The organism is Streptomyces sp. Ac-502, from assembly GCF_045222935.1.
In the GTDB taxonomy this organism is placed as follows: domain Bacteria; phylum Actinomycetota; class Actinomycetes; order Streptomycetales; family Streptomycetaceae; genus Streptomyces; species Streptomyces monomycini.
Genome location: NZ_JBHFFO010000001.1, coordinates 8987267 through 9005530, shown reverse-complemented (window position 1 = coordinate 9005530; position 18264 = coordinate 8987267). Strand labels below are relative to the sequence as shown.

At 73.9% G+C, this 18264-nt stretch carries 15 protein-coding genes and 2 pseudogenes; 9 read left to right on the top strand and 8 right to left on the bottom strand.

Annotated features, from left to right (window positions below; genetic code table 11):
• Nucleotides 1-2 precede the first annotated feature (2 nt).
• Both ACEXOX_RS40980 and ACEXOX_RS40975 read left to right on the top strand, forming a co-directional pair.
• Nucleotides 3-604, top strand: a pseudogene (locus ACEXOX_RS40980) (ATP-binding cassette domain-containing protein).
• Complete coding sequence (locus tag ACEXOX_RS40975) at nucleotides 601-1449, top strand: hypothetical protein (protein WP_406525750.1); 849 nt, start codon at nucleotides 601-603, stop codon at nucleotides 1447-1449. The pseudogene ACEXOX_RS40980 and the gene ACEXOX_RS40975 overlap by 4 nt, the downstream one beginning before the upstream one ends.
• On the opposite strand, the gene shc is transcribed toward ACEXOX_RS40975, so the two are convergent.
• The 4 genes from shc to ACEXOX_RS40955 form a co-directional block, all read right to left on the bottom strand.
• Entirely contained in the window at nucleotides 1446-3434 is a 1989-nt protein-coding gene (gene shc, locus ACEXOX_RS40970) for a squalene--hopene cyclase (protein WP_406525749.1), read from the bottom strand. The two genes, ACEXOX_RS40975 and shc, sit on opposite strands and share 4 nt — an antisense overlap.
• A gap of 219 nt (nucleotides 3435-3653) precedes the next feature.
• Complete coding sequence (locus ACEXOX_RS40965) at nucleotides 3654-3956, bottom strand: DUF2752 domain-containing protein (protein WP_406525748.1); 303 nt, start codon at nucleotides 3954-3956, stop codon at nucleotides 3654-3656.
• A gap of 2 nt (nucleotides 3957-3958) precedes the next feature.
• Nucleotides 3959-4369 (bottom strand): CD225/dispanin family protein, encoded by a 411-nt coding sequence (locus ACEXOX_RS40960; protein WP_406525747.1) that lies wholly within the window; start codon nucleotides 4367-4369, stop codon nucleotides 3959-3961.
• A gap of 201 nt (nucleotides 4370-4570) precedes the next feature.
• Entirely contained in the window at nucleotides 4571-5332 is a 762-nt protein-coding gene (locus ACEXOX_RS40955) for a hypothetical protein (RefSeq protein WP_406525746.1), read from the bottom strand.
• Nucleotides 5333-5527: 195 nt separating this feature from the next.
• Between ACEXOX_RS40955 and ACEXOX_RS40950 the strand changes: the two genes are divergently transcribed.
• From ACEXOX_RS40950 to ACEXOX_RS40930, 5 genes and pseudogenes are all read left to right on the top strand, one after another.
• Nucleotides 5528-8323 carry an AAA family ATPase gene (locus tag ACEXOX_RS40950; protein ID WP_406525745.1) on the top strand — a complete coding sequence of 932 codons (2796 nt, stop codon included), beginning with the start codon at nucleotides 5528-5530 and terminating at the stop codon, nucleotides 8321-8323.
• Nucleotides 8324-8493: 170 nt separating this feature from the next.
• Nucleotides 8494-9321: an ANTAR domain-containing protein gene (locus ACEXOX_RS40945; protein WP_406525744.1), complete on the top strand. Its 828-nt coding sequence runs from the start codon at nucleotides 8494-8496 to the stop codon at nucleotides 9319-9321.
• Nucleotides 9322-9524: 203 nt separating this feature from the next.
• Nucleotides 9525-10139: a GMC family oxidoreductase N-terminal domain-containing protein gene (locus ACEXOX_RS40940; protein WP_406525743.1), complete on the top strand. Its 615-nt coding sequence runs from the start codon at nucleotides 9525-9527 to the stop codon at nucleotides 10137-10139.
• 16 nt (nucleotides 10140-10155) lie between these two features.
• A complete protein-coding gene (locus ACEXOX_RS40935) occupies nucleotides 10156-11142 on the top strand; it encodes a GMC family oxidoreductase (protein WP_406526635.1) in 987 nt (328 codons plus the stop codon).
• 162 nt (nucleotides 11143-11304) lie between these two features.
• Nucleotides 11305-12765 (top strand): annotated as a pseudogene (locus ACEXOX_RS40930) (peptide ligase PGM1-related protein); the annotation flags it as partial.
• Between the two features lie 138 nt (nucleotides 12766-12903).
• Here ACEXOX_RS40930 and ACEXOX_RS40925 read toward each other — a convergent pair.
• Nucleotides 12904-13812: a LysR family transcriptional regulator gene (locus tag ACEXOX_RS40925; protein WP_406525742.1), complete on the bottom strand. Its 909-nt coding sequence runs from the start codon at nucleotides 13810-13812 to the stop codon at nucleotides 12904-12906.
• A gap of 115 nt (nucleotides 13813-13927) precedes the next feature.
• Here ACEXOX_RS40925 and ACEXOX_RS40920 point away from each other — a divergent pair, with 115 nt between their 5' ends.
• Nucleotides 13928-14785 carry an EamA family transporter gene (locus tag ACEXOX_RS40920; RefSeq protein WP_406525741.1) on the top strand — a complete coding sequence of 286 codons (858 nt, stop codon included), beginning with the start codon at nucleotides 13928-13930 and terminating at the stop codon, nucleotides 14783-14785.
• A gap of 32 nt (nucleotides 14786-14817) precedes the next feature.
• On the opposite strand, the gene ACEXOX_RS40915 is transcribed toward ACEXOX_RS40920, so the two are convergent.
• Nucleotides 14818-16806 (bottom strand): sigma-54-dependent Fis family transcriptional regulator, encoded by a 1989-nt coding sequence (locus ACEXOX_RS40915; protein WP_406525740.1) that lies wholly within the window; start codon nucleotides 16804-16806, stop codon nucleotides 14818-14820.
• Between the two features lie 300 nt (nucleotides 16807-17106).
• Between ACEXOX_RS40915 and ACEXOX_RS40910 the strand changes: the two genes are divergently transcribed.
• On the top strand, nucleotides 17107-17514 hold the full coding sequence (locus ACEXOX_RS40910; protein ID WP_406525739.1) for a hypothetical protein: 408 nt from the start codon (nucleotides 17107-17109) through the stop codon (nucleotides 17512-17514).
• 73 nt (nucleotides 17515-17587) lie between these two features.
• On the opposite strand, the gene ACEXOX_RS40905 is transcribed toward ACEXOX_RS40910, so the two are convergent.
• Nucleotides 17588-17746 carry a hypothetical protein gene (locus tag ACEXOX_RS40905; RefSeq protein WP_167745392.1) on the bottom strand — a complete coding sequence of 53 codons (159 nt, stop codon included), beginning with the start codon at nucleotides 17744-17746 and terminating at the stop codon, nucleotides 17588-17590.
• A gap of 103 nt (nucleotides 17747-17849) precedes the next feature.
• On the bottom strand, nucleotides 17850-18023 hold the full coding sequence (locus tag ACEXOX_RS40900; protein WP_406526634.1) for a DUF5133 domain-containing protein: 174 nt from the start codon (nucleotides 18021-18023) through the stop codon (nucleotides 17850-17852).
• Nucleotides 18024-18264: the final 241 nt, after the last annotated feature.

Genomic DNA, 18264 nt, shown 5'->3' with positions numbered 1-18264 from the left:
GGCTGCGCATCGAGGGCGTCTGGAAGGCGTACGGCCGCAGGCAGGTGTTGTGCGGCGCCGACCTCGACGTACCACCCGGGGCCCTGGTCGGTGTGGTCGGCGAGAACGGCGCGGGCAAGAGCACGCTGCTGCGCATCGCGGTGGGGCAGCTGACACCCGACCGGGGCACGGTGGTGCGCGCCGGGGCGGTGGGGTACTGCCCGCAGCAGGCGGTGCTGAACGAGTCGTTCACCGTCCTGCAGCATCTGCGGCTGTTCCAGGTGGCCTACCGACTGCCGTCGCTGGCGCGGGCCCACGAGCTGATGGACGTACTGGGGTTCGCCCACTGCGGGCGCCGGCGGACGGGGAGCTCAGCGGAGGGACACGGCAGAAGCTGAACCTGCTGATCGCCCTGATGCACGATCCGCAGCTGCTGGTGCTGGACGAGCCGTACCAGGGCTTCGACTGGGACACCCACCAGCGCTTCTGGGCGCTGGCGGCCCGCCTGCGCGACGCGGGCCGCTCGATCGTCGTGGTCTCGCACCTGCTGCACGACCTGCACCACTTCGACGCGGTCCGCCACCTGCGCGAAGGCCGCCTGGAAACCGAGGAGACCGCCCGATGAGGCCGTACCCGGCGGCGTTCGCCGAGATGCTGCACTGCACGCTCCTCGGCCAGCTGCGCAACCGCATGGCCCTGCTCCTGGCGGTCGCCTTCATTCCCGGGTGGATCGCCGTGGCCCGCCTGTGCGCTTCGGACCAGGAGGTGCGTTTCCCCCTGGATTCCCTCGGCACGGAAGCCGCCGCGCAGGCGAGCCACGTCAGCCAGGTCGTCAACGCGCTCGCCGCCGTCACCCTGGTCACCGGTTTCGTGACGTTCATGGAGACGTTCAAGGCCGGGGAGGTGGATCGCCGGCTGCTGCTGGCCGGCTACCCCCGCGTCCCGATGCTGCTGGCGAAGGTCACCGCCGTCGCCCTCATCGCCGCTCTCCTGGCCCTGTACACCGTGGCCGTGCTCGGGACCTCGGTGTCCGTACGGCAGTTGGGCCCGGTGGCCCTCGGCCTCTGCGGCGCCGGCCTCGCGTACGGCGGCATCGGCCTGCTGCTGGGATCGCTGGTCCGTGGTGAGCTGGAGGGCTTCTTCCTCGTCATCATGCTCAGCCTGGTCGACACCGGCCTGCAGAACCCGGTCTTCACGGTGGTCGACCTGTCCGGTCTCGAAGTACTGCCCCTGTACGGCGCGAACCAGCTGACGCTGGCCGCCGCGTTCACCTCCGGCACCCCCTGGTCCCACAGCCTGCTTTCGCTCGCCTGGGCCGCCGCGACCAGCGCTTCGGCCCTGCTCGTCTTCCACCTCCGTACGCGCTCCCACTGCGCGGTGGGCGCCGCGGCCACCGGGGTGCCCGCACCGGTGACCGCGGCCGGTCCGCCGGAGGCGGCCGTGCGGGCCTCCCTGCGGCGGTCTCGTTAGCAGGCGTCCTCCGGATCGTGGTGCTGGGCGTAACGGCCCAGGGCCATGAGGGGGAAGACATGGCTGTAGGCCCCGTAGTGGCAGGCCACGGTCCCGGGCATGAGAGTGCCGGTGAACTGCGGCTCCTCCCAGGTACCCGCATCCGTCTGCCGACCGGTCAGCCAGCGGATCCCGGACCGCGCCTCGGCGCTGTCCCGCTCGCCCGCGGCGAGCAGCGCCAGCAGCGCCCAGGCGGTCTGCGAAGGGGTGGACACACCAAGGCCGACGCACGCCGGATCGGTGTACGCCGCCCAGTCCTCACCCCAGCCGCCGTCCTCGTTCTGCACGGACGACAGCCAGGCGACAGCGCGCCGGACGGCGGGGTGGTCCCGGGGGACCCCGGCGGCGACGAGGGCCGGGAGCACACAGCCGGTGCCGTACACATGATGCACTCCGAAGCGCCCGAACCACGCGCCGTTGTCCTCCTGCTGCCCGAGCAGCCAGCCCACGGCGTGCCGGGTGCGGGGATCACGCCGCATGCCGAGAGCTGCCAGCATCTCCACCACGTGGCCGGTGACATCGGCGACGGGCGGGTCGGCGCAGTACTCGCCGAAGTCGAAGAAGGGGAGCTTGCTGGGCAGGGTGCTGGTGTTGTCGGCGTCGAAGGCGCCCCATCCGCCGTTCCCGCTCTGCATACCGAGACTCCAGCGCACCGCCTTGCCCACCGCGTCGTCGACGCGTGGCCGGTCCGGATGGCCGATGCGGCGCAGCGCGAGGACCGCCTCGGCGGTGTCGTCGTTGTCGGGATAGTTCTGGTTCTCGAATTCGAAGGCCCAGCCTCCAGGAGCGAGGTGGGGCCGCCGTACGGCCCAGTCACCGGTCCGGCTGGTCTGCCGGGTGAGCAGCCAGTCGGCGGCCGCGACCAGCGCGGGATGGCCGGGGGCCAGCCCGGCGTCGAGCAGTGCGTTGGCGCACAGGCAGGTGTCCCAGACCGGGCTGTGCACGGTCTGCAGTCTCCGTACGCCGTCCTCGGGCCGCAAGGCGCATGCGTCCAGGTAGCCGATGGCGGCCTTGAGCACCGGGTGGTCCGACGGGTAACCGTGCAGGTGCAGAGCGAGAACCACCCATGTGGTGATCGGCGTGCACGCTCCCCAGCTGCCGTCCGCCTCCTGCCGGTCGACAAGCCAGCGGGCACACGCGTTCGTCGCGAGCCTGCGCACCGGGCGGGGCACGACTCTGCGGTACGCGCGCAGCACGGTGTTCGCGCGCTGGAAGACACCTGCCCAGCTGGTGACGGGCGTCGGCGTACGGGCGGCGGCGTCCGAGCCGTCGGACAGGGCGAGGAGTTCGTCGATGCCGAAGGAAGCCGGTCGCACGGGCCGGTGCGCGCTGATGACGCTGAGGGACACGAGCGCCTGGCGCATCGCGTAGCCGAAGGAATAGATGTTCATGGGCGCCCACTTGGGCAGGGCAATGATCTCCGGCGGGATCTCGGGCAGGTCGTCCCAGCTCCACAGGCCGAGCATGGCGAGCCAGATGCGGGGTTCCAGCTGAACGGCCCCGACGCCGCCCTGCTCGCGCACCCATGTCGCACACCGGGACATGTGCTCCTCGTCCGGTCCGTGCCCGGCGAGCCGCAGCGCCACGTACGCCTGCACGGTGGTGCCCAGGTGCCCCGCGCCGTCGAAGACCAGGGGCCAGGAGCCGTCCGCGCTCTGCTGCGAGCGGATCCACCGGCCGCTCGCGGCGGCCACCCGCTCGTCCAGGATGCCCAGCAGATGCCGCAGGAACAGGTCGTGGGCGTCGTAGCTCACGTCCGTGGTGAAGAGTTCCTTCCACCAGCCCTCGTTATGCTGCCGGGCCAGCAGGTGGTCCGTGGCCCGCAGCACCGCGCGCCGAGCCGCTTCCTCCGTCCCGTCGGACGGTGGGCGCGCGAAACTGATGCCCGCTTCCCCCGCCGGGTGCGGGCTCTTCTCTCCCGCCGCGTCGTCGGCCGTCGTCGTCATGGAACTCCTGCACCTCGCTGGTGGACCGGACACCAGGAAGCTGCCCGCATCTCCCGCGCGGGCGCACCAGGCGCGCGGGATATCACCTGTCTGCCGCTGTCAGCCCCACGGAGGGGTGTCCCGCACCTCCCCAGCCCTCGCGCACCGGTCATCCGCAGTTGCGCGGAACGCCCCGGAGGAACAGCACCCCCACGGCCGCCACGCCCGCCCACACCGAGGTCAGGACCGGCGGTCGACCGCGGACCGCGCGCAGCCGGAGAACAGGGCCAGGTGCAGGGCGGCGACGAAGAGCGCGTCGTGGGCCAGGGCGGCGGCCACGTCGCCCTGGGTGAGGTCGCGCAGCGCCCGTATGGTGCCGCAGCCGGGGCAGAGGAGGCCGGTCGCGGAGCGGAGGGGACAGCTGGGGTAGTGGCCCGGGGTTTCGGGATCGCGGACGGCCACGAGCACGGGCAGGGCGGCGAACAGCAGGGCGCCGGGCCAGGCTTCGCGCGTCCGGTGCCGGGCGCGGTCCGGCGCGGGCACGGTCAGTAGCCGCCGCCCGCGGCGTTGGAGAGGACGACGATGAGGCCGCCGACGAGGCCGATCCCGAGGCTGGTGAACGTCCACAGCTTGGCCTTCTTCGACGCCTGTTCGGCGCCGGCCCGGTCACCGGCGCCGGCCTTGGCGTTGACCTGGGTGGCGAAGACGATGGCCGCGATGCCGGTGGGCAGGAAGCAGAAGAGCGTCACCAGGATCGCCGGGATCAGACAGGTCTGGGGCGGCCTGGCGTACTGCTGGTGTCCGGGGCCGTACTGCGGCTGGTGCTGATGCTGGGACGGGTACTGGGGCTGGTACCGCGGCGGCGGTGGGGGCCCGTCGGGCGATGGCCGGGACGGTCCGGTCGAGGGTGTCTTGCCGCCCCAGTCCTCGCCGGGCGGACCTTGCGGATAGGCCATGACGGCCTCCTTGTCCAGTCGGTGCGTCGGCCCGTAGGGGCTGCCGGTGGTGCCGGTGGTTCCCGTGTGCCGGAGAGCCGCTGGCCGACGTGGCGTCGGCCCGGCCGGGCGGTGTCGTACGCATGACCACCCGCTGGCCCCGGACCTCGAACACGCCGGGCGGAACGGCGGCCCCCTGCTGCCCACCTCCCCCGCGTGCCCTCACGCGTCCCTGGTCAGCGCCTCCAGGACGCGCCGGGTCTTGCTCTCCTGTTCGAGGTCCGGCTCCAGGTCCAGCTGCCGCAGCAGGGCCAGCAGCGACGCCCGGACGACCTCGGAGCCCTCCGGCTCCACCCGCTCGGAGACCTCCAGCCAGTCCAGCGGCGGTCCGGTGGGCGGGGTCAGTGACCAGCGTTCGACGGTCAGTTCGTGGTGCCGGCGGCGGACGTCGCGCCAGCGCTGGGCGCGCACCGGCCCGTACACGGTCAGCTCCCGGAAGTCGACGGCGCGGTCCGCGCAGTCGGCGAGGAAGCGTTCCTGGGCGGTGGAGAAGGCGGTGTGCAGCGGGCGGTGCCCGGAGGCCACCGCGTCGATGTCCTGGCGGTCCCGGGTACGGGTGAGGGAGGCCGAGAGGACCTGGCGCTCCCCCGCCCAGTCGCTCTCCAGGCGGAGTTCGTCGTCACCGTGCCGGTGGTAGTCCAGCCAGTGGGCGGGGACGCGGGCCCGGCGGCAGGGCCGGAGTCTGGCCGTGGCGTCGCCCTTCTTCCCCTGGCGGGACCGCAGGCGCAGGATCACGCCGGCCTCCAGCAGCGGCAGTTCGCCCGGGTGGCGGTGGCGGGGGCCTTCGCAGAAGAAGACCTGGCACCAGACGCCCCCGTCGTCCGGTGCCAGAGCCTCGGCGGCCACCTCCGCCCGCGCGCCGGAGAACGTGGCCTTGATCTCGACCGTGTCCAGCCGAGGAACGGGCCCTGCGGAGCCTCTCATGACGCGCCCCCCGTTGTTCTCCGTGTCCGCGCGTGCCCCCACTCAACTCCTCGTACGGCATGGCCGCTTCGGGGAGGTCCCCACATGTGCCCGAAGAATGTGCGAGGCCCTTCAGGGGCGCTGCCCGGGGAGCATGATGGTCCCGGCGCCGGAGTACGGGCCGCACACGGGACATGCGAGCGCCCGGGGGGCGACATGGACGGCAGGCGACGGACCACCGGCTCGTCCCGGCTCCCCCGCCCGGCGGGCCCGGGCCTCGTGGGCCGCGGGCGCGAACGCCGTCTCCTCGACGACCTGCTGGCCGCCGGGGCGGACGGGGGCGCGGCGTTACTGCTGTGGGGCGAGCCCGGCGTGGGCAAGACGGCGCTGCTGGAGTACGCCGCCGAGCAGGCCGGGGACGCCGCGCTGCGGGCCCGGGGCATCGAGTCGGAGACGGTCCTGCCGTTCGCGGTGCTCGCCGACCTGTTGCTCCCGTTCGGTGTGGAATTCAGGGAACTCCCCGGGGTGCAGCGCGCGGCGCTGGAATCGTGCCTGGCCCTGTCGGGGGAGCCGCTGGCCAACCCGTACGCGGCCTGCATGGGCGCGCTGAACGTGCTGGCCGCGCTCGGCGAGAAGAAGCCGGTGGCGGTGCTCGTGGACGATCTGCAGTGGGTCGACCCGTCCTCCCAGCGGGTGCTGCTGTTCGTCGCGCGGCGGGTGGCGGGTGAGCGGGTGGCGCTCGCGTTCACCTCGCGCGAGGAGCCCGGCGAGCCGGGCGCGCCGCACAGCCTGCCGTCCGTCGAGGTGACGGGGCTGTCGCGGAGCGAGTGCGGGGAGCTGCTGCGGCGGGCGGGCGTCGTGACGGCGCCGGCGGTGGAGGCGGACCTGGTGAAGATCAGTGGTGGCAATCCGCTGGCCCTGCTGGAGGCCGCCCGCTCCCTCACCCCGGAACAGGCGCGGGGCGAGGAGCCGATGCACGACCCGCCGTCGCTGGGGCGGCATCTGGAGCGCGCCTGGTCGGCCCGGATCAACGCGCTCCCCGAGGCCACCCGGCAGGCCCTCACCGTACTCGCCGCGCACCGGTCGACCGCGCTGGCCGGGCTGTGCGAGGCGCTGGGGGTGCTCGGCCTGTCGCTGTCGGCCCTGTGCCCGGCCGAGGAGGACGGCCTGGTGACGTCGACCGGTGACGGGCTGGACTTCCGGCATCCGGTGCTGCGCCCGCTGGTGCTCGGGCGGGCGCCGCTGGCGCACCGGCTCGCCGCGTTCGGCGCCCTCGCGCAGGTCACGCGCGGCCCGCTGCACGCGTGGTACCGGGCGGCCGCCGCCACCGGCCCCGACGCTCAGGCCGCCGCCGCCCTGGCGGAGGCGGCGGAAGAGGCCCGCAGGCGCAGTGCGTTCGAGGAGTCGGCGCTGACCTGGCGGCGTGCTGCGGAGCTGACCGAAGACCGGGCAGCGCGCGCGGACCTGCTGCACCGCGCCGCGTCCGACGCCTTCCTGGGCGGCTCGGCGTCCAGTTCCCAGTGGTGCGAGGAAGCGCTGCGTACGACCACGGAGCCCTCCGTGCGCGCCGACATCGAGCTGCTGTTGGGGCGCATCCACACCTGGAACGGTGAGCCCGCGCGCGCCTACGAACTCCTCGCCGAGGCCGCGCGCACCGTCTGCCGCACCGATGCCGTACGGGCGTGTGTCCTGCTCGCCGAGGCAGTGGTGCCCGCCAGCATGGACGGCCGGGTGGCCGCCGCCGTGCGGACCGCCGAAGATTCGTTCCGCCTGGCCTCCGAGTCGGGGCCGGACCGCTGGCTGAGCATGGCCCTGCTCGGCTCGGCGCTGGCGGTCTCCGGGCAGATCGGCCGGGGCGTGGCCATGCTGGGCGCCGCCGACGGGCACTGCACGGGCGATCCCGTACGCAACCAGCAGTTGTACGCGCTGGCCGGGCAGGCGTGGAACTGGGTCGAGGACCGCGACCGCAGCCGCCGGCTGCTCAACTCCGCCGTGGAGTCGGCCCGCCGGCACAGCGCGCCCGGCGTCCTGCCGTTCACGCTGGCCGTACGCAGCGATCTGGAGGCCCGGGTCGGCCACTGGAACGCCGGGTACGGCGACGCCACCGAGGCCCTGCACTGGTCGGAGGAGCTGGGCCAGATCTCCTGCGTCGGCTACAGCCTGGCGTGTCTCGCCCGGCTGGACGCGCTGCGCGGCGACCGGGTGCGGTGCGAGGAGCAGGTCGGCCGGGCCCGGCGGGAGGTCGGCGGGTACGGCATCGGCTGTCTGGAGCGGCACCTGACCGCCGCGCTGGGGCTGGCCGCGCTGGCCCACGGTGACCACTGCGCCGCCGCCGACCAGCTGGAGCAGAGCTTCGCGATGGTCACCGCGCAGGGCGTGGGCAACCCGCTGGTCGTGCCGTGCGCGGCCGATCTCGTCGAGGCGCAGCTGCGGACGGGCAACACCGCCCGCGCCGGGGAGGTCGCGGACTGGCTGGAGGAACGGGCGCGGGCCACCGGGCTGGCGGCCGCGGAGGCCACCGCCGCCCGCTGCCGGGGTCTGCTGGCCGCGTCGTACGAAGCCGCGCGGGCCGCGTTCGCCACCGCGCTCGCGGCGCACGAGCGCATCCGGGAGCCGTTCGAGCAGGCCCGTACGCTGCTGTGCGAGGCGGAGTTGCTGCGCCGCTACCGCCACCCCGCCGCCGCCCGGGCCCCGCTCTCCTCGGCGCTGGCGCGCTTCGAGAGCCTGGGTGCGGTGCCGTGGGCGCGGCGGGCGGCCGGTGAGCTGGCGGCCACGGGTGCTCCGCCGACGGCACCGGCCGCGCCGGAGGGTGTCTGGGAGCAACTGACGCCGCAGGAGTTCCAGGTGGCCCGCGCGGTGGCCCGCGGCCTGAACAACACCGAGGCGGCGGTCTCCCTCTTCGTCTCCCGCAAGACGGTCGAGGCGCATCTCACGCGCGTCTACCGGAAACTGGGCGTCCGCTCCCGGACGGAGCTGACACGGCTGATGGCGTCCGGCGAACTGGTCGACTGACGCCCGTCCGCGCCGAGTGACCCTTACCACAAGGCGCCCGGAATGTCCGCCTCCTGCGGGGCGCCACCGGTGGATGGGTTAGGTTCGCAGAGATCGGGGTGCCGCCCGAGCAGCCCGCCGCTGACTGCTCGCGGCGCCCTGGGAACGGCTTCATCAGGGAGAGTATCGCCATGCAAGAGCCAATGGCCCCACCGCCGGCGGCGCACGGTCCCGACCCGGCCGCCATGCCGCCGGACGCCGACGGCGAGTCGCGGGAGATCGACCGGCTCCGCCGGGAAGTACGGGACTTGCGGGGCAAGCTGCTCGCCCATCCGCTGATATCCCACGCGCAGGGCCTGCTCCAGGAACGCTACCGGCTGCCGGACGCGGAGACCGCGTTCGAGCTGATGAAGCACTGCTCCCAGCAGCACAACCTGAAACTGCGCAACCTCGCGTCCGCCGTGGTCTCCGTCCCCCGTCCCGACGACGAGCGGGGCCTGTGGTTCCCCGGCCGGACCGGCCGGACGGCTCCCCCGCTGCGGTTCCTGCCCGGCCACCGCCCGGACAAGGTCAACCGCAGCACCGTCCTGAAGCAGGTGCTGCACCAGGCGCTGGCGTTCACCGAGGCGCCCATGGGGGATCTGCAGGTGGTGGAGTCCGCCGTCGGTCTCCGGATGGCGCACCATCGCGGGCTCAGCGAGGAGTTCCTCGACTTCTTCGCCGTGGTCGAGGACGGCACGTCCTGCTCCCTCGCCGCCCGGCGCCGGGTCCGCGTCGTCTCGGACATCGCCACCGATCCGGCGATCAGCGAACCGGCCCGCGAAATGATCCTCGCGGTCGGCAGCCGCACCGCGCACAGCATGCCGATGCTCTCGCCCGCGGGCCGTGTCGTCGGGGTGTTCTCCCTCCACCTCCCCGGCCGGGACAAGACCTCACGCGGGTGCAGGCCACCGCTCTGGAGGGGCTGGCCGCCCAGGCGGGCCGGTGGCTGGAGTGGCACCAGGACACGATTGTGCTGAACGCTCTGGAGGACCTGCACCGACGCGGCAGAGAACTACGGGCCGGACCGGCCCGGCGGCGCTCGGAATAGAAGATCGTTCCGGGCGGTTGGGGGTGGCGACGGCGAACTGCCCGACCGGTCCGGCCGTTTCGACGCGCCGGCCGCGGAACGGGTACGGGGACCGCCGGTCGCTCAGTACCCGGCTGCAAGGAGATGATGAGCATGAGCAACGCGCCCGGACACGGCAGCGCCACGACCGCCGCATTACCGCACCGGCCCGGCCTCGCCGACCACGTCGACGACGGCGCCGCCTTCGACTACATCGTGTGCGGCGCCGGTTCGGCCGGTTCCGTCCTGGCCGGCCGGCTCGCGGCCGACCCCGCCGTCACGGTGCTGCTCGTCGAGAGCGGCGGCGACGACGATGACGAGCGCGTGCGCAACCCCGACCTGTGGCCGGCCAACCTCGGCACCGAGCGGACCTGGGACCGCGTCACGGAGCCGAACCCGCACCTGAACGGCCGCCGGCTGGCCTACGCGACGGGCCGCGGCCTGGGCGGGGGCGGCGCCATCAACGCCGGTGTGTGGGCCCGCGGGCACCGGACCGACTGGGACTCCTACGCCGAGCTGACCGGCGACGCCGGGTGGGGCTACGCGCACGTGCTGGAGCTCTACCGGAAGATCGAGGACTGGCAGGGCACGCCCGACCCCGAACGCCGGGGCTCCGGGGGCCGATGCGCATCCAGCCGGCGCAGGACGTGCACCCGCTCTTCACCGCCTTCCTCGACGGCGCCGAGGCCACCGGCGTCTCCCGGTTCGACAGTGCCAACGGCGCCCTGATGGAGAAGGACGCCGGCTGCTCCGTACGGGACGAGAACTACCACGCGGGTGTCCGGCAGACCCCCTTCAGCCGCTATGTCGCCCCCTCCTGGGGCGGCCGAACCTCACGGTCCTGCCGCACGCGACGGTCTCCCGCGTGCTGCTCTCCGGGAGCCGGGCCTCCGGCGTCGAGTTCGTCCACGAGGGCAGGCCGGTACGCGTCCACGCGGCGCGGGAGGTGGTGCTGTCGCTCGGCGCGATCGGCACCCCGGCCGCCCTCATGCGGTCCGGGATCGGGGACGAGGCCGAACTGCGGTCCGCCGGTGTGCCGGTGGTCCAGCACCTGTCCGGCGTCGGCCGCAACCTCGACGACCACATACGCCTGCCCTGCGTGTGGGAGGCCGAGGACGTGCCGATGCCGGTGCCCACGCGCAGCCAGGCCGTCTGCTTCTGGGGCGACGACACGCGGCCGGGCGCGCCGGAGTTCGTCATGTACCTCTCGCCCGCGCCGTCCGTCTCCCCCGAGAGCGCGGCCCAGTACCCGCCGCCGGAACGGTGTTTCACCCTGATGCCCGCCATGCGCCTGCGCGGCGGCAGCCGTGGCCGGGTCCGCCTGGTGAGCTCGGACCCGCTGGCCGGACCGCGTATCGAGACGAATTTCTTCGCCGACCCCGACGACGTCCGCTCGGCCCTGGCCGCGGTCGCCATGGCCCGCGAGGTCGGCAACTCCGCAGCCCTCCGCCCGTTCGCCAAGCGGGAGGTGTCCCCCGCGTCCTCCACGGCGGACACGCTCGACCTGTTCCTGCGCAACGCCGTCGAGACGTACTGGCACCAGAGCGGCACGGCCCGGATGGGCCGGGACCGGGACGCCGTCGTGGACGCCCGGCTCCGGGTGCACGGCATCGACGGCCTCCGCGTCGCGGACGCCTCGGTGCTGCCCCATGTGACGGTCGCCAACACGATGGCTCCCTCCATGGTGGTCGGCGAACGGGCGGCAGAGATGATCACAGCCGACCAGGGCTGACCCCGGCAGGCGGCATCGGCCGACCGGGCCCGGCCCGGTCGGCCTCGCCGTCGTCCGCGTCCGTCCCTCGCCGTCCGCTGTTTGTCATGCTGACGCTCAAGGCCAGGACGTCGAGACGGCTGGAGGGGTGCCATCGTGGCACTGGACGCGGCGGACGGCGGCATGGATCCGGCGGGCGAGGCAGCCGCTTTCCGGGACCTGCGGGAGCGGCTGCGCGGTCCGTTCGGGAGTGACGGGGTGCGTGCGGGCGACGGGCCGCCCGGGGTCGTCGTGGTCGTGCCCAGCTTCACGCTCGACCAGGCCGGGATGGACAAGGTCCCCGGGATCATCCACTACGAGGAACGCCTGCTCGCCTTCCTGCACCTGCTCCGCGCCCCGCGCCGTCGTCTCGTGTACGTCACCAGCCTGCCGCTGCCCGAACCGCTGGTCGCCTACGCGCTCGGGCTGGTCCGTTCGCTGTCCGTCCCGGACGCCCGGCGCAGGCTCGTCCTCCTGGACTGCGGGGACGACCGCCCCGTCCCGCTCACGCAGAAGATGCTCGGGCGCCCGGACCTGATGGACCGCATCAGAAGCCTGGTGCGCGACCCGGAGGATGCCTGCCTGCTCGCCTTCAACGGCTCGCGGCACGAGCGGTCACTGGCCGTACGGCTCGGCGTGCCGCTGTACGCGTGCGACCCGGACCTGTCGCACCTGGGGACCAAGAGCGGCGCGCGCGCCTTGCTCACGTCCGCCGGTGTGCCCGTACCCCGCGGTATCGAGGGCGTACGGGACCGGGACGACCTGGTCACCGCGCTCACCGAACTCCGGGCGGCGCACCCGGACGTGGACCGCGCCATGATCAAACTCAATGACGGCTTCGGCGCCGGCGGCAACGCGATGTTCGCCTTCCGCGGGGCACCTCGGGGCAGCGGCGCCGGGCGCTGGATCCGGCGTGTCCTCCCGGACCGCATCGAGTTCGCCACTCCGCCCGACACCTGGGCGCACTACGCCGGGAAACTGGACGTCATGGGCGGTGTCGTGGAGGAGTTCCTGGACGGGGCCGAGGTCACCTCCCCGTCCGCCCAGGTGCACGCGTCGCCCTCCGGCGACGTGCGGGTGATCTCCACCCAGGACCAGCTCTTCGACGCCGCCCTGCGCCAGACGTACACCGGCTGCTCCTCCCCCGCCCGGGCGGACTACCGCCCGGAGCTGCGGGAACTGGCCCACCGGGCGGGCCGTGCCCTCGCCGCCGCGGGGACGGTCGGTATCGCCAGCGTCGACTTCGTCTCGGTACGCGGGACGTCCGGATTCCGGCACCACGCCGTGGAGATCAATCTGCGGATGGGCGGCGGCACCGCGCCCCTCATGTTCCTGCACGGCGCGACCGGCGGCGGCCACGACCCCCGCACCGGGCAATTCCTGTCCCCGGAGGGGGAACCGTGCTGTTACGTCGCCTCCGACCGCCTGCACCGGGACTCCTGCCGCTCGCTCACCCCGGAGCAGGTCCTCGCCGCCGCCTCCCGCGAAGGCCTGCTCTACCGGCACGACGACCGCCGGGGCGTCATCCTCCACATGCTGGGCGCCCTGCCCGGCTTCGGAAAGCTCGGTGCCGTCGCCGTCGACCGTACGGCCGAGGCGGCGCACGGGCGGTTCCGCCGGTTCGTCGCTCTGCTGGACTCCCTGGGGGCGCCGGGCGGCGACGGCCCGGGGGCGGGTGATCCGGACGTCCGTCAGCCGTCCAGGGCTGTCGTCCGGATCGTTCGTTCATGTCAGCCGTACAGATCAGTCGTCCAGGGCCCGGGCGGCACTCGCGCGAAGCGCCGCCAGTCCACGGGCGATGCTCTCCTGCTGGTGGCTGCCGCGCCGTACGCAGGTCAGTACGCGGCGCAGCGGCCGGGGGTCGCCGTGCACCGGTACGCGTACCACTCCCTCGTGCGCCGTGCAGGGGACCAGGCGCGGGACGAGGCAGACGCCGAGGCCGTGGGCGACCATCGCGAGGACGGCGTGCCAGGCGTCGGCATGGTGGGTCAGCCGCGGGGCGAAGCCCGCCGCCGTGCACAGGGCCCGGGTCAGCCGGTTCTGGTCGTGGTGGGCGGAGATCCAGTCCTCCCTGGCCGCGTCGGCCAGTTCGATGTGGTCCCGGGCGGCGAACGGGTGCCCGGCCGGGACCGCGAGGTCCTGGAACTCGTCGAGCAGCGGTTGCTGGTCGAACCGTTCGTCGTCCAGGGGCGGGCTGCCGGACAGCGGTGTCAGAACGGCGATGTCGATCTCTGAGGAGAGCAGTTGCCGGTAGCACTTGTCGGTGTCGGTCTCGGTGAGCAGCGCCCTGACGGGCCGGGGCTCGCGCAGCAACGCCTGCGCGGCGGGGGCCAGGAGGGAGCCCACACTGGTCGCGAAGCCGCCGACGCGCAGGGTGCGGTACGGTCCGGCGTCGTGCCGGCCGAGGTCGGCCCGTACCCGCTCCCACTGCGCGGTCAGCGCGTCGGCGTGGCTGAGCAGGACCCGGCCCGCCTCGGTCAGACGCAGCCGCCGGCCGTCGCGCTCCAGGAGGTCGGCGCCCACCTGCCGGGAGAGCTGGCGCAGTTGCTGGGAAACCGCGGACGGCGACAGGTTCAGTGCGCGCGCCGTGGCGGTCACCGTGGCCTGGGCGTGCAGGACGCGCAGCGTCTGGAGCAGCCGCAGATCAATCATGCGGTGATTCAACACGATGCCGTACGGAAATGTGCGATGGACCCGCACGATCACCGGGGCGCAGGCTGGCCGCATGGTGGTTCGGCGAAGCAGTACCGGGACGGAAGCGGCGCGAGTGCCTGCGGACGCCGCGCGAGCGCCGATGCTGATCCTCGGCAGTGTCGTCAGCGTGCAGTTCGGGCAGGCCCTCGGCAAAGGGCTGATCGGTGCGGCCGGCGGGCCGTGGAGCGCGGTCGCACTGCGGCTGTCCCTGGCCGCGGCGGTCCTCCTCGTGTGGCGGCGGCCCCGGCTGCCCGCCGCGCGCGGGGACCGCTTGCTGGTCCTCGCCTTCGGCACGTCGATCGCCGGTATGAACCTGGTCTACCCGGCCATGGCCCGCCTGCCGCTGGGGGTCGCCGTGACCCTCCAACTGTTGGTCCCGCTGGCGCTCGCGCTCGGTTCCGCGCGCCGGTGGCGCGAGGCTCTGTGGGGCGTGCTGGCGGTGGCCGGCGTCCTGCTGTTCTCGGCCCCGGGCCGGGCCGGTTCGCTGCCCCTGGCCGGTCTGGCCTTCGCGCTCGCGTCAGCGGCGTCCATGGGCACGTATCTGCTCCTGAGCCGACGGGTGGGCGCCCGCCTGCCCGGCGGCGGCCCGCTGGCGCTCGCGGTGACCTGGGCGGCCGTGCTCACCGTCCCCTGCGGCCTGCTGGAGGACGGCGGAGCGCGGCTGGGCCGTCCGCCGGTCCTCGCCGTGGCGCTCGGCGTGGCGGTCCTGTCCTCGGTGGTGCCCTACTCCCTGGAACTGGCGGCGCTGCGGCGGCTGCCGGTCCGGGTCGCGGGGGTGCTGCAGAGTTTGGAGCCGGTGGTGGCGGGCCTCGCCGGTCTGCTCCTGCTGGACGAGTGGCTCACGGCGGCACAGTGGGCCGCGATCGGCTGCATCGCGGCCGCGTCGGCCGGCGCGGTGGCCACCCGGCGGCCGGAGGCGGCGCAGCCGTGAGAGGGTGCCGGCTTCCGGTGGCGTGCACCGCATCAGCGGGCTCGCGCGGATGCCACGGTGACACCGTAGAGGCGGATCTTGCGGTAGATGGTGGCCCGGGAGATGCCCAGTTGCCGGGCCGCCACGTCGCGGTTGCCGGCGGCGTCGTGCAACGCCCTTACGATCGCGTCGCGTTCGGCGGCCTCCCAGGGAGTGAGAGTGCGGCGGCAGGAACTGTGGCACTCCGGTGCGAGGTCGTGCGGTTGCAGGTCGGCCTGCCGTCGCCCGCGCGCCGCCTGTTGGAGGACCCGGCTCAAGTGCCGTACGTTGCCCGGCCAGTCGCAGCGGGTGAGGACCTGCATCGCCGCCGGGGTGCAGGACACGGTGCCGCCGCGGTCGTGCCGGGCCAGCAGCGCGGGGACGAGGTCACGGATGTCCTCGGGCCGGTAACGCAGCGGCGCCACGGCCACGGTGCACGGGAAGACGGCGCTGTCCAGCGCCGGGGGCGCGGCGCCCGTCGGGGTGGCGGCCAGGGCGGGTCCCTGTCCGGGGGCCGTGTACAGGCCGACGACCCACGGGCCGGTACCGCGGCTGCGCCGCGCTCCGGTGAGCAGCGTCTCCAGCCGGGACATCAGGTCCCGGTTCACCGCTTCCAGGTGCTGGAGCACCACCGTGCCGTCCTCGTCCCGGAGTGCCTCTTCGGCGCGGGCCAGGAGGTCAGGGAGGTGCTGATGGGACGTCAGGTCCATGACGTACAGCCGTTTCCGGGGGCGTACCCAGTGGTGGGCGGCGCGCACCAGGGCCAGTTTGCCCACCCCGGCCTCGCCCACCACACGGGTCGGCAGCCGCTGCCGGCAGGCGGACGCGACGTCGCGGCTCGCGGAGCGCCAGGACGGCGAGCGGCCGGCCAGCGCCGGAAGGGGCGCCGGGGGCGGCTGCGAGCCGGTGCGCGCGCCGGGGGTACGGTCCGCCGTGGCGGGGGCCCCGCCCTCCCCCGTCGTCAGGCCGACGACACAGCCGATCGGCCGGTCGGGCGGGCCGATCAGGGTGCAGCGGACCCGTACGTCGGTGCCGGACGCCAGGCGCAGCGACACGTCCACGCGCTGCCGGCGGCTCGCCGCCGGTGCGGCCAGCAGGTCGGCGGCGAGCGCGCCCGCCTGGCGCAGGTCCTGCGGCTCCAGGAGGCGGACCGCCTCGGTGTTGGCCGTCCGCAGGGTGGGCGTCACCAGGAGCACCGGGCCGCTGGTGCGCCGGCCCGCGGCGAGGAACGCGTCCAGGGCGGCGCGCTCCTTGCCGGAGTACCGGTCCAGCAGCCGCTCCTCGATGTCGGCGGCGGCCTGCCGTACCACCGCGGCCATCAGCGGGGAGGCGTCCTGCCGCAGGCACGTCAGGTTGACGGCGCCTTCCTGCCGTCCGGTGAGCGGGTTGCGTACGGGGATGCCGGCGCACGCGGCGCGCTGCAAGGGCTCGGCGAAGTGCTCGGCGCCGAAGACGGTGCTCAGGCGTCGTTCGGCGAGTGCGGTGCCGATGCCGTTGGTGCCGACGGCCTCCTCCGCGTAGCTGAATCCGGGGGCGAGGTGCACCCGGTCCATCAGGCGCACGACAGCCGTGTCGCCGCCCCGGCGGTACAGGACCCGGGCCGCGGAGTCCGCGAGGACGACGCCGGCCGTGCAGTCGGCGAGGAGTTGCTCGACGCGGTCGAGGACCGGCGCCGCGGCGGACAGGAGGCGGCTGTCCCAGTCGATGTGCTGCTCCACGTGCGGGACGTGCAGGTGGTCGGAGTCCACCGCGTGCAGGCGGCAGCGTCTCCAGGAGGAGAGGACCGCTTCCCGGATCCGGGGGCGCGGCACGCCGGGGGCCGCCGCGCCCGAGGAGGGGTGGGAGGAAGCGGGCGGGCCGGCGGCAGCGGCGGAGCCGGCCGTGCCGCGCCCGTCCGGTCCGCGTGCCGCCGCGGACGTCTCCGGAGCACGGCTGAGCATCCGCTCTCGTGCCCGCATGACCGCCTGGTCGGGGGACTGCCGGAAATCCATGGTTGCAGACATGCCCCGGGGGCCGAACCGCGATCCCCGCGAGCGGCCTCAATCGCCCCACCGTGTGCGGCATTCCCCCGCTCCGGCCCGAAAGCCCGCCGCGATCAGGGGCGTTGCCGCCGTACCGTCTCAGAGTGAGACAACGCGGCCGGCGGCCGCGTGCTGTAATTCCGAGTGCGACCGGACGACTTCGAGCGCCGTACGAGGGCGGGACGCGACACCCGGCGCGCGGTCCCCGCACCGCTCCGGCGCGCACGGCCGGGGCGGCCGCGGCGGCCCGCCCGTACCCCGACAGACACCCGAGGACCGCCCATGCCGAGCTGGCCGCAGGAGCCGACCGTGACGCCGTGCTGGAACGGGCGTCCTCTTTCCGCCGACGTGCCCTCCGACGTGCCCTCTGGTGTGCCTTCCGGCGTTTCCCCTGATGTTCCTAGCGGCGCCCCCTCCGACGCGAGCCGGCGCTCGGACCCGTACGCGGTGCGGCTGACCGAGGCCAACCGCTCAGCCCTAGCCGACCTCTTCGCGTCGCTGGACATGCTGGAGAACCTGATCGGCCAGATCCGGGACCACGCGCACGACACCGTGGCGGGCGCCCACACCTGTCTCGCCCAGTCCCTGCACCATGTGCAGACCAGCCTGGCGACCGTGGAGGCACTCGACCAGTTGGCCCGCCGCCTGCAGCCCCGGCCGGCGCCGCCGCACGAGAGCGGCAGGGCCTGAGCGGAGCCGCGCCGGGGCGGGCCGTTCAGCGGTCAGCCGCCCCGGAGGAGGCGGCCCGTTCACCGGCCGGCGGTCAGTCCCGGCCCGCGCGGAGCTCGCTCCAGTCCAACAGTTCGTTGGCCTCGCGCTCCGTCTCCTTGGCCAGCTGGCGCACCTGCGCCAGGACGTCGCCGTGCTCCTCGATGAGGCTTTCGTAGATCGGTGGGCCGGCGGGCAGGCGGGCAGCGGTCATGTGGGGTCAGTCCTCGAACCATTCAGCCGCACCGTCCCCCGCCCGCGGCGGGAGTGCGTGTGCGGAAACTACAACGACGCCGGAACTGCGGGCGGAGCGCGAGTCAGGCGGTGAGGAGGGAGTCCTCCCGTACGCCTGTGCCGGGCAGCCGGTGCCTGGCCGCGACCAGTGCCGCATCAACATCCTTCGTTCCGGTGGAAACGCACAGCGAGTAGGCGAGATCTTCCATCCTCCCGCGCAGCTCAGGACTGCCGTCCTCAGCACGCAGCACCCGCAGTGTCTCTTACTGCTCGACGAGGTTACCCAACACCACCGGGTGCGCCAACAACATCGTTTTCCCCTTTCGTCACATGATCGCCTTCATGCATCGCGGCAGCTACCCGCCTCCCGGCACTCCATGCGTCACGGAGAAGGAGATACATCACACGCCTCACAGCACACCCCGCGTCCCGCGCGTCCCGCACACCGGACGCGCGGCACACGCGATGCCGGCAGCCGACGTACCGACAGCGACGCAC